The 13,754-nt window shown below is 62.7% G+C and carries 10 protein-coding genes; 5 read left to right on the top strand and 5 right to left on the bottom strand.

Annotated elements, in window-relative coordinates:
- Positions 1-304 precede the first annotated feature (304 nt).
- From G9C82_RS04675 to G9C82_RS04660, 4 genes are all read right to left on the bottom strand, one after another.
- Positions 305-1,363, bottom strand: coding sequence for a hypothetical protein (locus tag G9C82_RS04675; RefSeq protein WP_004963082.1), 1,059 nt, complete (start codon positions 1,361-1,363; stop codon positions 305-307).
- Positions 1,364-1,442: 79 nt separating this feature from the next.
- A complete protein-coding gene (locus G9C82_RS04670; protein ID WP_007188291.1) occupies positions 1,443-2,711 on the bottom strand; it encodes a hypothetical protein in 1,269 nt (422 codons plus the stop codon).
- Between the two features lie 76 nt (positions 2,712-2,787).
- Positions 2,788-3,291 (bottom strand): helix-turn-helix domain-containing protein, encoded by a 504-nt coding sequence (locus G9C82_RS04665; RefSeq protein WP_127013491.1) that lies wholly within the window; start codon positions 3,289-3,291, stop codon positions 2,788-2,790.
- The gene (locus tag G9C82_RS04660) at positions 3,288-3,623 is read right to left on the bottom strand and encodes a hypothetical protein (protein ID WP_127013490.1); all 336 of its coding nucleotides are present in this window, start codon (positions 3,621-3,623) and stop codon (positions 3,288-3,290) included. Before G9C82_RS04660 ends, G9C82_RS04665 begins: the two co-directional genes overlap by 4 nt.
- 81 nt (positions 3,624-3,704) lie before the next feature.
- On the opposite strand from G9C82_RS04660, the gene G9C82_RS04655 reads away from it, so the two are divergent.
- From G9C82_RS04655 to proS, 3 genes are all read left to right on the top strand, one after another.
- Positions 3,705-4,427 (top strand): hypothetical protein, encoded by a 723-nt coding sequence (locus G9C82_RS04655; protein WP_127013489.1) that lies wholly within the window; start codon positions 3,705-3,707, stop codon positions 4,425-4,427.
- Positions 4,428-4,521: 94 nt separating this feature from the next.
- Positions 4,522-5,307 (top strand): SAM hydroxide adenosyltransferase, encoded by a 786-nt coding sequence (locus G9C82_RS04650; RefSeq protein WP_127013488.1) that lies wholly within the window; start codon positions 4,522-4,524, stop codon positions 5,305-5,307.
- A gap of 122 nt (positions 5,308-5,429) precedes the next feature.
- Positions 5,430-6,884, top strand: a complete 1,455-nt coding sequence (gene proS / locus G9C82_RS04645) for a proline--tRNA ligase (protein WP_007188296.1) — start codon at positions 5,430-5,432, stop codon at positions 6,882-6,884.
- A 157-nt stretch (positions 6,885-7,041) separates the two neighbouring features.
- Here the strand turns inward: proS and G9C82_RS04640 are convergent, their stop codons facing one another.
- Positions 7,042-7,998 (bottom strand): patatin-like phospholipase family protein, encoded by a 957-nt coding sequence (locus tag G9C82_RS04640; protein WP_007188297.1) that lies wholly within the window; start codon positions 7,996-7,998, stop codon positions 7,042-7,044.
- A gap of 472 nt (positions 7,999-8,470) precedes the next feature.
- Between G9C82_RS04640 and G9C82_RS04635 the strand changes: the two genes are divergently transcribed.
- Both G9C82_RS04635 and gltB read left to right on the top strand, forming a co-directional pair.
- Positions 8,471-8,884: a CBS domain-containing protein gene (locus G9C82_RS04635; RefSeq protein ID WP_049938701.1), complete on the top strand. Its 414-nt coding sequence runs from the start codon at positions 8,471-8,473 to the stop codon at positions 8,882-8,884.
- 154 nt (positions 8,885-9,038) lie between these two features.
- A complete protein-coding gene (gene gltB, locus G9C82_RS04630; protein ID WP_127013487.1) occupies positions 9,039-13,586 on the top strand; it encodes a glutamate synthase large subunit in 4,548 nt (1,515 codons plus the stop codon).
- Positions 13,587-13,754 lie beyond the last annotated feature (168 nt).

The following is a 13,754-nucleotide window of genomic DNA, read 5'->3' as shown; positions in this document are numbered from 1 at the left end:
AGAACCGCAACTGGCCGGTTCTGTTCTACAGTCAGTGTTGACTGTGCTGTGAGTTGTACGCTGCCGGCTTAGGTGTAATTCAGGGGGAAAATAACATTACTGACAACTGAGAATTGTGTATTAGCCAAGAGGAAACCAGACGATGTCCAACTCCAAAATACCAGGACAGTGTCCGAAATGCGGCTCAGTGAACGTCAACGTCACCAAGGTGGCGCCGTTGAACCACGACCGCGGTGAGAGATGGGCGACCCGCGTGGAATGCGACGAGTGTCCGGACTACGTCGAATGGATGGATTAATCGCGGTTAGCCGCTGGCAAACGAGAACGAAGGCGCCGTCAGGAACGCTGTCTCGTATCCCTCGTGACGAGATACCTGTGGCGGGGCGACGACGTCGACACTGACGGACGGCGCTTGCGCTGCTGTCTCGACGATTGCGCCGTAGTGATATCCGAGTTCGGGGTGGACCGCGGCGGTCAGCGCGTCTTCAAACAGCGTCTCGCTGTCGGCCTCTACGGTTCCGTCGAGGGACATCATCGGGAGGGGAACGCGGTTGTACGGCGTCCGAGCCGAGACGGCGAGGTACGACTCACCGTCGGCGAGGAACGCGGCGTCCTGCAGCCACGTAACGGCGTAGACGCCGTCACTCCCTTTGTCCGTCCCGAGGACCGTTCCGGGCAGGGCCGACACTTCGGGGACCTGCGAGGTTGGCACCATATCCATGTTCATCAGGTCGACCGCCGCGCGTTCGCCCTGTGAGTCCGGGAACTCCTCAAAGGAGAGCTGGTCGCGCGTGTTCTGGGCGAAGTCGAATTCGACCGTCGCCTCGCCGGCCTCGTTGAATCGGCCTTCGAGGGCACCCAGCCGGCGCTCGCCCATCCCGTTGACGCGGACCGAGAGCTGATAGACGCCGTCGCCGCCGAGTGCGTAGTTGTCGCCGTAGTGAAAACCCATGTTCTGGGAGATCATCGGCCACGGGGACTTGTCGGCGACTGTCTCGCCGTCGCGCTCGATTGTGATTGAGAGGCCGGCGGACACTGGGAGTACCATTTCCGTTTCGGGGTCCCAGATAGTCGCCATCAGGTGGACGCTGTCCTCGCTCCGGATGTCGACCTTTTCGGCTGTCGTCCCGGTTACTGTCCAGAACCGGTGGGGAAAGGAGTAGCTCAGTCCGACCATGTACTCGCCCGCCTGCGCTATGCCGGCCATCCCCATCCCCTCTGCGTGGGTTGGGCGGTACGTGGCGTCAGGGCGGTTCTCGACCAGCGGTGGAGCGCGTGTCGACTGGGAACTCAGCGAGCCACACCCCGCCAGGACCGTCGTGCCGGCGAGGCCGGCACTGGCGAGGAACTGTCGTCGATTCATAGACCGTCTTTGGGTCCTCATCTGAAAGACCGTTCTGGTACGGCGGCCGAAAGCAGGACTGCGTGGCTCCGCCTACCGCTCACGTGTCCGGGTTCGCTCGGGGCAGGGAACGCAGCGAGCGTGGCGGGAGCAGGTAGTTCCCGCGTCGCGTGACCGTCATATACTGGAGGATACCGTTGTTCACTCGCTGCCCGACAGCGGAGTCGTTCGCGACATCGGTGCCGTTCATCGCCTGTTTTGTCGCGACGAAGTCGGCGATAGAACGCTGTAGCGAGAGGAAGTGCAATCCCGCTTCACCGCCGTCGGTCGAACTAAAGTCCCGGCGGAGGAGCGTCGGTGTTCCGTCTTCTCTGACGCGGGACATCTTCTGTGCGTGGCCGACAACGCCCTCTCGCCGGCCGCTGTCGACCACGTCTTCTGGGCACTCACCGGCACCGTTGTCAGTGCCGAGGTTCTCGCCGACGCCCTCGACCTTGTCCTCGGCGGCGTGGGCCGGACAGAACATCTTCGAGACGCGCTGGTCTCGGGAGTCCTGTTCGTACCACTGCTGGAGTTGCAGCCGGATTTTCGAGAGGTGCTGGGTCGCGCCGCCGGCGAACGGCCCCGAATTGACCGTTACCCGGTCCTCGGAAGCCTGGTTCTCCTTGAACCCGGATTTGAATCCCATGAACAGCGGGGCCTCCTCGGGGACCGGTTCGGAGTCCGGAACCCCGTCGACGTCTTGATTCTCGGCGGGCAGACCGGCGCCGACGAATCCCGTCCGGCGCTCCGCCTCGCGCAGGACACCCTCGAAGGTAGCGCTCATCTCGTGGCCGTTCACCGTGTCTCGGTTGCCTTTCAGCGCTTCCTCGGCGGCGATAACGGCCCGCTCGTCATCGCTCGCGAGGTGTAGCAGTGCGTCTGGTGTGTCGAGTTCTGGGTCCTCGAAGGGGGCAAGCGCCATTGGTTCGGGCAGGTCGACACCGGCTACGTCGGCCTCAAAGCGGTCGAAGTAGGCCGGACTGTATGCGAGCGTGAACAGCAGTCCCTCGTTGCTCCACTCGTAGGCCCGTTCGAGGTCTCGAAGCGCCGCTTCGACCTGCTCGCGGTCGGCATCGGTCGGCGGTCCGTCGCTGGCGTAGTCAAGCAATAGGAGGACGTGGTGTCGCGACAGTCGGTGGTTCCCCGCGTCGTCCGTCGCCAGCGACGCGTCCCAGGCGTGCTGACGCGCCGGGAGAGACGAGGGGTCGTCGGTTCCCTTGGGTACAGTTCCCGACCCACGGTCGAGACAGGCAGCCAGCGCCGCGGTGCCGCCGATGGCCACGGCGCTCTTGGCGAACTCGCGTCGGGAAATCCCACGTTCAGTCATCATCGACGTTATGGGCTGCCCGTGCAATTGGATTGTGGTACAGGACTCGAAAGCACCCACTCCCGCGGAAACCGGGCTACTCGCTCTCGAACAGTTGGTCGAGTAGCCGGGTAAAGCGGTCCGACAGGCGGCTGGATATTGTGGGCTCAACTGCCGCGAGCAGTTCGACCGTCAGGTCCGGCCGACAGAGCGCCAGTGTCACCCGGCCACTGTCTCGGCGCTTTTCGACGACATCGTGCTCGACCAGACCGCTGAGGTGGTGTTCGAGCGTGCTCCGTGCGATATCAAGATGGTCCGCCACCTTGCCGGGGCGAGCGGTTTCGTACTCTATGAGCGTAAGGAGAATGTCTCTCGCCGTCTCGCGACGGAGGAAGGCGATTGCGTGGCGCTCCCATGAGTCAAATGACGACGTGTAGTAGTGCGTGCGCCCGTTGACCGACTCGCTGTGAACGCGGTCAAGCCGGGACAGGTGGTACTGGACCTGTCCTGTTGCGAGGTCCAGCGCCCGTGTTAATTCTCGGAAGTGGACGCCCGGATTCGACTCGATATGCCGGTAAATCCGAACTCTGGTGTCGCTCATAGTCCCTCCTTATCGAGGCGCTTCTCGACTGTCCGGGCGTAGTACACTGCACCGAGGACGAGGACGACAAAGACGGTATCGAGCGCGTGTTCGAGGAGATGGTGGGTCGGTGCTGAAACCACTGAAAACCCAGATAGCAGCGCAATGAGTGGGCGGACGAACAGCGCGGTGAGTGCGAGCGCAATCAGCAGATATGCACGCGTCCCGCGCTGTCGGTACGCGGCCAGGGCGAGTCCGCACAGGACTGCACCGGCCACGGCGGAGAGGACAACGACGGCGACGATGTCCCAGTTCTCGGCACCGGAATGCCCTCCAATACTGAGCAGGTTCATCAGGCCGTCACTTCGCAACCACGGTGCCTCAGTCGTTCGGTTTTGCGCGACTTTTTTATCGGACCGCTGAGACGTGGCGGTATGGACTGCATCGGCTTCATCTGCGAGCCTGAACACCCGGTGTTTGGTGCCGTCGCAGAGCGGCTCTCCGCTCGGGGGTTCGACATCCAGTTTCTCCGCCCCGGAAACCCGGTGGCCAAAGCCGATATCGACGACCTATCTGCACTCGTCAATACAACGCTCGGGCCGGAGTCATTCAGCGCCCTTCGGTACGCCGACAGCGTTGGCGTTGAGACGTGGAACGGGTTCCTGCCGACGACGGCGCTTGCCTGCCGACTCGTCGCCCTGCACGGACTGGAGCAGGTCGGCTGTCAGGTGCCGACCGTCTGGTTCGAGAAGCCCGGCTGCGATTACATCCCCCGCACTCGCTACTCTTGGGACGGTGTGCCGGTAAACAGTGACGAGGGTGATTTCTACCAGGCCTGTGTTCAGGAGGAGCCGGTGGAGTACAAGTACTTCGCCGTCAACGACGGCCGCGAAACCCATCTGCGAGCGATTCAGGTCCGGTCGGAAGTGTCCGGGCTGGACCGTATCATCAGCGAGGAGACCGTCGAGGTGACGCTTGCGGCCCGCGTCCGGGAGTTGCTAGACCGCTTCGGCGCGCGGGCACTCTGCGTCGAGTTTGTCGAAAGCGAATCGGAGTTCTACGCACAGGGTGTCGACCCCGTGCCGGGATTCGCTGGGACAGGGATGGAACGCCGCGTCGCCGACTCTATCGCCTCCCTGACAACAATCGGTGCCTGAGTCGGCGTCGTCAGGGACGCTCGATAGTTCTGCATCTGGTACCAAGGCACAAGATTATACAGGCGTACCGACGTGGTGGTGACCGGAGCTTCACATGAGCACGTTCGTTCATCTCATCGCGGATTACGGCCCGGCCGACCCGGCCTTCTCAGAAGTCGTCCATCGTCTCACTGCCGCTGACCCGACGATGACCGTTCAGTCGACCGAAGTCAAGCCATTCTCGACGGTCGCCACTGGATTCTGGATCGCGCAACTCGGCGTCCACAATCCGACGTTCGACGACCTGCTGCTTTACTCGAACACGGCACCACGAACGACAGAGTCGACGCCGGAGCGAGCCGACACCGGCGGGGCGCTCTGTTATCTCGAACTGGACAACGGCGTCCCCGTCGTCGCCGTCGATGCCGGCTACAACCTCTCGTTTATTGCCGACCACGCCACGACCTTCCGTGAGATCGAACTGCCGGCGGACACCGGTCAGTTCCGCTCGCGGGACGTGTTCCCGCGCCGCGTCGCCGAAATCGCAAACGGGAATCACTCATCTCTCGGGGCGGAGCGGTCACTCGACGACGTGCCGGCCCCGCCTGAGTCCGTGGTCTGTCACGTCGACGGCTACGGGAACGTCAAGACCTCGATCCGCCACTCAGCGTTCACACCGGAGAGCGACACAGTCACTGTCGAACTCAACGGCGAGTCCTGTGAGGCCGTCGTCAGGGACGCTGTGTCGAACGTTCCGGAAGGGTCCCTCGCTATCGTCCCGGGGTCAGCAGGCGGGGACGACCCGTATCAGGAACTGTTCCTTCGCGGCGGGTCCGCGGCGTCAACTTTCGGCACTCCTGGGCCCAGAGAGGCCCTCTCCATTCGGGCTGAACAGGCCTGATACCGGCCCCAATACAACGGTCCTCGCGGCGCGGAGTGGGGCATCGAACTGGGTCGGTCGGCGTGCCAGCGGCTCACCACCCTTCGGGGAGTTTATTAGCGCCGTGGGCCACGACACACCTAATGAGTGGCGAGCAGGAACTCGGAATTACCGAGAGCAAGGAGCATTCACCCGGCGAGTGGTACGCCGAGGTCGTCCAGAAGGCCGGCCTCGCGGACTACGCCCCTATGGGCGGGTTCATCGTTACGCGCCCACGCGGCTACGCTATCTGGGAGCGTATCCAGAACAACCTCGACGGCTGGTTCAAGGACACCGGCGTGCAGAACGCCTACTTCCCACTGTTTATCCCCGAGAGCTATCTTGAGAAAGAGAAAGACGTTGTCGAAGGGTTCGACCCCGAGGTGGCGTGGGTAACCCACGGCGGCCACAATGAACTCGAAGAGCGGCTCGCCGTCCGGCCCACCAGCGAGTCCATCATCGCGCCGTTCATGGCACAGTGGACTCGATCGCACCGGGACCTCCCGATGCGGCTGAACCAGTGGTGTTCAGTCGTCCGGTGGGAAGCAACGGAGACGAAGCCGTTCTTCCGCACCAAGGAGTTCCTCTGGCAGGAGGGTCACACCGCCCACGCCGACGAGGACGGCGCGTGGGAGGAGACGATGACCCGTCTGGACCAGTACGCCCGCCTCTACGAGGAGGTCATGGCGATGCCGCCGCTGAAGGGCCGCAAGCCCCCTCACGATAAATTCCCCGGCGCGCACACGACGACTACCATCGAGACGTTGATGCCCGACGGCAAGACCGTGCAGGCCGCCACCTCCCACTACCTCGGGACCTCCTTCGGCGAGGCGTTCGACATCACCTACGCCGACGCCGACGAGGAGGAGAACACGGCCCACACGACCTCGTGGGGACTGTCCTGGCGCGCGATGGGTGCGCTCATCATGACCCACTCCGACGACCAGGGGCTCGTCCTTCCACCAGCGCTCGCCCCCGATCAGGTCGTCGTCGTCCCGATCTGGCAGGAGGACAACAAGGACGAGGTCATCGACTACGCCGCCGACCTCGCCGCCGAACTGGACGAGGCCGGCGTCCGGGTCGAACTTGACGACCGCGAACACCGCAATCCCGGATTCAAGTACAACGAACACGAACTCCACGGCGTTCCCCTCCGTGTCGAAATCGGCCCCCACGAGGTTGAGGACGGTGAGGCCACGCTGGTCCACCGGCCCGACGGCGAAACCGAGACGGTCGACCGCGACGGCATCGCCGACACCGTTACCGACCACCTCGACACCGTCCACGCCAAGCTATATGCCAGCGCTGAGGAGACGCTGGAAGGCGAAATCCGTGAGGCTGAGTCCCGCGAGGAAATCCTCGGCACCATCGGCCAGCACGGCGGCTACGTGAAGTGTGGTTGGTGTGGCGACGAGGACTGCGAGGAGCCGATCAAGGACGCTATCGCGGCCGAAATCGTGATGGTGCCCCTTGACCGCGACGAGGAGCCGATCCACGAGGACTGCGCCATCTGTGGTGAGGACGCCGAGGAGACGGCCTACTTCGCCAAGAGCTACTGAACGGGCCCGAGCGGAGCGAGGGACCGCAGTTTTCGCCGACGTTTTGCGACGAGCGGTGCGAGCGTATCACGAGCGCACCCGAGGAAGTAAAAGGTCGGAACGAGACGGCCTACTTCGCCAAGAGCTACTGAACGGGCCCGAGCGAAGCGAGTGGGCATCAGGCGATCCGGTTCAGGAAGTCGTCGGCCTCGCGCTCGCCGCGTTCGAGTAGGTCCTCTATGAACCGCGGGTCACGGTCCACCTTCGAAGACGGAGTGTGCTTCCTGGCGAGTCGCAGGTGTCGGATCTCGACGTGTCTGTATTCGTCGGGGAGATAGCCAGCCCGTACCCAGTCGTTCACTGTTTCGATGAAGTCCAGTTCCTGGTTCAGCGAGATGTTTCCGGACAGTTCCTGCCGGCGGTCGGTGATTTCCGCCAGCGAGGTCGGGACGCCGTCGTAGGTCTGTGGCTCGATCTGGATGACCCAGAGTTCGTCGGGCTTTGGCCGCTCGCTGGTCAGGAACTCCTTGACTGGCGGGTTCTGCGAGAACAGGCCGTCCCAGTGCCAGTGGTCGTTCATCTCGACGGCCTCGTACAGCAGCGGATACGCGGCGGATGCGAGCACCGTCTCCGGGGTGATGGCGTCGTCTGAGAAGGTTTCGAACTTGCCGCTGTTGAGGTCAACCGCACCGATGGTCACGTGCGGCGGGGTCGCAGCCGCGAGCGAGTCGAAGTCGTCGAAGTCGATGTGTCGGTCGAGCAGGTCCAGATACCAATCTTGGCCGGCATTGCCCGGCACTGCGTACGGCGAGACCTCCGGGATGGGGAACATGAGTTGCCGGAGGCGCGAGCGCCAAACGAGCGACTCATTGACTAGAAACTCGCCAGGGTCGGTCGCGGCGACGTCGCACCAGACATCATCCAGCATGTCGGCCGCGCGGTCAGGGCCGGCGCTGAGCAGGCCGTACCACGCGGTGACCGCACAGAGTGCGCCACCGGAGGTTCCGCTCAGTCCCACGAGTTCGTAATTAGCGTCGACAGCGGGTAGCAGTCGCTTCAGCGCGCCGGCGGTGAACGCGGTGTGGCTGCCGCCGCCCTGACAGGCGATAGCGACGCTGGGAGCATGACCAGACATGGTTTAATTCATATACGATTGGCTCGTATAGATAGATGCCGGCTGATACTGCCGTGAAGCATATTGCCACTGCTGAGGGAGTATGCGTTCTCACGAAGGTACAGCTAGCAGTATGAAGGAAGGATGGGGTCGGGGAGCGTGTGACATTTTCCTCCGTGCCCCCGATAATCACTGCTGTCCCTATGTATATAAATCGCCGTCAGACTACAGTCATACAAACGCCAAACGGCGAACAGATACCGTCGTAGGAAATATAGTTATACAGACAGTTTACGACAGCAATGGAAGGCCGACAGTCCTGATGCAACCGACCAGTTGGAGTGGGATATCGGAGACAGGAGGCCAATAGTTGAAGGGGTGCATACGTCGTGGCGAGCGCAGAATATTAAGACCTTATATATTTCTCAGCAGGTGAAATGGATAGATATCCGGAACCAACACGGTTATATCTCGGCCTATGTTATCGACTGTCATGGACGACGTGTTTGTCGGACGAATTATGTCATCGCCTGTCACCACTGTTGCCGCCGACGCGAACGCGAAAGCGGTCGCCAAGCGGATGCTTGACGAGAACATCAGTTCTGTTGTTGTCGTCGACGCTGACGGAGCGTTGCTGGGGATTCTCACCTCCACGGACTTCGTCGAAATCGCCGCAAAGGGTGGCGATACGGCGGGGTTAGACGTGTCCGAATTCATGACGACGGATCTGGTTACAGTGACGGCAAACGACCCGGTTGAGGCGGCCGCAAGCGTGATGTTGGACCACAGTGTCCACCACCTTCCTGTCGTTGATGAGACGGAAGGAGTCGTCGGAATGTTAACGACAACTGACATGACGGCCTACGTTTCTGGTATCGAGCAGTCATCTGCACCCGTGCTCGGCTGAACACCAAGTGAACCGCCGGCCTGCAGACGACTGTTTATAAATGATGATACAGTTCGAACAATCGTTATAAATATATATTACCTAATGTGGGGTTAAACAACACTAATACCATTAGGATTACCCTCTTATAGTGGCATCCCCAGTCGTGAAACACATGGTTGAGCGACAGACAGGTCTCTCTGCAGGCGACGCCGGGCTTGCAGATCCCACGGACGAACGGTCGAACTGTGGTGTCGGAGTCGTCATGGACCTCGACGGCCAGAGCGACCACTGGGTTGTATCGGACGGACTCGAACTCCTCGACAACCTCGAACATCGAGGGACGACAGGAGCAGAGCAAGATACGGGCGACGGAGCAGGCATCATGCTCCAGATTCCACACGAGTTTTTCGCTGCCGAAGTCGACGCCGACCTGCCACCCGCTGGCGAGTACGCCGTCGGCACGCTCTTTCTCCCCCAAGACGACGAGGTCGCCGAGAGTCTGAAAGACCTCGTCGAGACGGAACTCGCCGCTGAGGGCCTCGATGTCCTCGACTGGCGCGACGTTCCCACGGACAACAGCGATCTTGGCGCGACGGCGCTCGAATCCGAGCCCGACATCGTTCAGTTCTTCGTTACCTCCGCGACGGGCAAAACCGGGGACGCCTTCGAGAACCAGCTATACATCGGCCGCCGGGCGCTCGAAAACACCATCGAGGAAAAAAAGCCGCCGGGCCACGAACGATTCTACGTCGTCTCGCTTGCAACCGATGTCGTGGTGTACAAGGGCCTGCTCAAGGCCGAACAGCTCGAAGACTACTACCCTGACCTCGAAGACGAGCAGATGCAGTCGACGTTTGCGATGGTCCACGCCCGATTCTCGACGAACACGTTGGGCGCGTGGCACCTCGCCCATCCGTATCGTCGCGTCATCCACAACGGCGAGTTCAACACGATTCAGGGGAACATCAACTGGATGCGCGCTCGGGAAACCGACATCCAGAGCGACGAGTTCGAGGGCGATCTGGAGAAGATCAAGCCCATCATCGACGACCCCGAGCAATCAGACACCGCGAGCGTCGACAACGCGCTCGAACTGCTCTTGCAGGGCGGCCGCGACCTCCCCCACGCCCTCCGGATGCTCATCCCCGAGGCCTGGCGCGGCGAGATGAACGACGTGACTGGCGACCGGCGTGATTTCTATGACTACCACGCTTCGCTGGTCGAACCCTGGGACGGCCCGGCCCTCGTCGCAGCCACCGACGGCGACCGTATCGGCGCTGTGCTGGACCGGAACGGGCTGCGCCCGTGCCGCTACGACGTGCTTGAGGACAACACGCTCGTGATGTCATCCGAAGCCGGTGCGCTCGAACACGACGCCAGCGAAATCAAGGAACGCGGGCGCCTCCAGCCCGGCCAGTGTTTCCTCGCCGACCCCGAAGAGGGACGTGTTATCCCTGACGCGGAAGTGTTCGACGACATCACCGACGACAAGTACGGCGAGTGGGTCGCCGAAGAACAGGTCGACATCGACGAGGTTGCCGACCGCGAGGACAACGCACCTCGGGACCCGTCGGACGCGCTCCGGAGCCAGCAGGCCATGTACGGCTACACGTACGACGAGGTCGACCACCTCATTGAGCCGATGGCCGAGAAGGGGAAAGACCCCGTCGGCTCTATGGGCGATGACACGCCACTGTCGGTTCTCTCGCAGTTCAACCGCCCGCTGTTCACCTACTTCAAGCAGCTGTTCGCTCAGGTGACGAATCCGCCGCTTGACTACATCCGCGAGGAACTCGTCACCTCACTGGAGTCCCGGCTGGGCCATCAGCGTAACATCCTCGACGAGAGCCAGGGCCACGCCCGCCAGCTCGTGCTTGACTCGCCAATCCTCACTGACGAGGAGACGCAGTCTATCAAGGACCTGAACGCCAACGGCATGTCCACGAAGGTCATCGATATCACCTACAAAGAGGGCGGCGACCTTCGCCAGGCCGTCGAAGACGTGCGGGCCGAAGCCGACGCCGCAGCACGGGAACACGACATTCTCGTGCTCTCGGACCGTGCGGCCAGCGAAGGCCGCGTGCCGATTCCGAGCCTCCTTGCCGTCGGTGGCATCCACCACCATCTCGTCCGCAACGGTCTCCGCAACCACGTCGGGCTCGTCGTCGAGTCCGGTGACCCGCGTGCGGTCCATCACTTCGCGACGCTCATCGGCTACGGAGCCGGCGCGGTCAACCCGTACCTGGCCTACCAGACCATCGAGGACCTGGTGGCCGGACCGGACGGCGCGGACCTGGCTGATGCCATCGATGCCTACATCACTGCCGTTGAGGACGGCCTGCTGAAGACGATGGCCAAGATGGGTATCTCCACGGTCGAGTCCTATCAGGGTGCCCAGATCTTCGAGGCCGTCGGCCTCTCCTCGGACTTCATCGCCGAGTACTTCGAGGGGACGACCTGCCGGACCGACGGTATCGGCATCGAGGAAATCGAGGACGACCTCACCCAGCGCCATGATGTCGCCTGGAGCGAGGAAGAGCCCGATATGCCGCGACAGGGCGAGTACGAGTTCCGCTCGAACGGCATCCACCACCAGTGGAACCCCAACACGGTCGGCAAGATCCAGCAAGCCGTCCGGATGGGCGACTACGATACGTACAAAGAGTTCGCCGAACTGGTCAACGACCAGAACGAGGAACTCCAGACGCTGCGTGGCCTACTCGAATTCGACTCCGACCGCGAGTCCATCCCCATCGAGGATGTCGAGCCGGTCGACGACATTGTCGAGCGCTTCGAGACCGCGGCGATGTCGCTCGGGTCGCTATCGCCCGAGATGCACGAGAACAACGCCATCGCAATGAACCGGCTCGGGGCCAACGCCAACACCGGCGAAGGCGGCGAACCGCCCGAACGGTTCGACACCGAGAAGGAGTGTACGACCAAGCAGGTCGCTTCCGGCCGCTTTGGCGTTACCTCCGACTACCTCGCGTCGGCTGACGAACTCCAGATCAAGATGGCACAGGGCTCCAAGCCCGGTGAGGGTGGCCACCTGCCCGGCAAGAAGGTCAACGAGATGATTGCCCACGTGCGGTACGCGACGCCGGGCGTCGGCCTCATTTCGCCGCCGCCGCTGCACGATATCTACTCCATCGAGGACCTGAAGCAACTCATCCACGACCTCAAGGCCTCAAACCCCGAGGCTGACATCAACGTTAAGCTGGTCTCCGAAGACGGTATCGGGACCATCGCGGCTGGCGTCGCCAAGGCCAACGCCGACGTAGTCCACATCTCGGGCCACGACGGCGGGACCGGTGCGTCGCCGAAGACCTCAATCAAGAACGCCGGGCTCCCTTGGGAGCTAGGTGTTTCGGAGGCCAACCAGATGCTCCGGGCCACCGGCCTGCGCTCGCGCATCAAGGTGACCACCGACGGCGGCATGAAGACCGGCCGTGACGTGGCCGTCGCCGCCCTGCTCGGTGCCGAGGGGTACACCTTCGGGACCGCCTCGATGGTCACCTCGGGCTGTGTGATGGCTCGGCAGTGCCACGAAAACACCTGCCCTGTCGGCATCGCCACGCAGAACGAGAACCTCCGCGAGCGCTTCCCCGGCGAGCCACAGCACGTCATCAACTACATGACGTTCGTGGCTCAGGAACTGCGCGAGATCATGGCCGAACTCGGCTTCGAGACCATCGACGAGATGATCGGCCGACCGAGCGTACTCAAGCAGCGCGACGACGTGAGTCAGCCCAAGGCCCAGAAGCTCGACCTCTCGGGAGTCATCGCTGAGCCGGCCGACAACGACGGCCGCTACAAGCAGCGCGAGCAGACCCACGAGGTCGACGAACAACTCGACTGGGACCTCATCGACGCCGCCGAGGACGCCATCTACAGCGGCGACCCGGTCGCTATCGACACCGATATCACCAACGTCGACCGTGCGGTCGGGGCGACGCTCTCGAACCGCATCTCCCGCGAGCACGCAAGTGACGGCCTCGCGGACGACACTATCCGGGTCGACTTCGACGGCACGGCCGGCCAGTCCTTCGGCGCGTTCCTCGCACAGGGCGTGACGATGGAACTGACCGGGACGGCCAACGACTACGTCGGCAAGGGGCTCTCCGGTGGGAAGCTCATCGTGAACACGCCGGATCAGGCCCCCTTCGATCCGTCGGAGAACATCGTCATCGGCAACGTCGCGCTGTACGGCGCGACGCAGGGCGAGGCCTACGTCAACGGCATGGCCGGCGAGCGCTTCGCCGTCCGAAACTCCGGGGTCAAAGGCGTCGTCGAGGGTGTCGGTGACCACGGCTGTGAGTACATGACTGGTGGCGCTATCGTCGTGCTGGGCGAGACGGGCAAGAACTTCGCGGCCGGGATGTCCGGCGGCGTCGCGTACGTCTACGACCCCGACGGCGAGTTCGCAGCGAAGGCAAACACCGGCATGGTGTCCCTGGCCGATACGCTCGAAGGCAAGGACCGCCAGATGATTACTCGACTCGTCGAAAACCACGCCGCCTACACCGACTCCGACCGAGCGGCGGAGTTGCTTGATGACTGGGACGCCGAAGTTGAGAACTTCACGAAGGTGATGCCCGACGCTTACGCTGAGGTCATCGCCGACCGCGAGCGCGACGACGTGCGCAACGAGCCGCCGGCCAAGGCCGCGGCGAGCGCCGAAGCCGCTGAGGCTGACTTCGCCGCCTCGACAGACGACTGAAGCGCCACTGTTCGACGTTTTGTCTGTCGTCAAGGGCGCTGTTTTTCCGCCACAATCGAGCCGCGTTCTGTGGTCGTAATGTGACACCGTGACAATCAATCGCTGGTCCTATAGCTGTCGGGCCAAAGTGCTGGACATGGTCCCCGTACAACCACCCGTCGTATCGCA

It is taken from the genome of Haloarcula sp. R1-2 (assembly GCF_011627385.1).
In the GTDB taxonomy this organism is placed as follows: Archaea; Halobacteriota; Halobacteria; order Halobacteriales; family Haloarculaceae; genus Haloarcula; species Haloarcula marismortui.
Note: the sequence above shows the minus strand (reverse complement) of the source record. Positions and strands in the feature narration are given on the sequence as shown.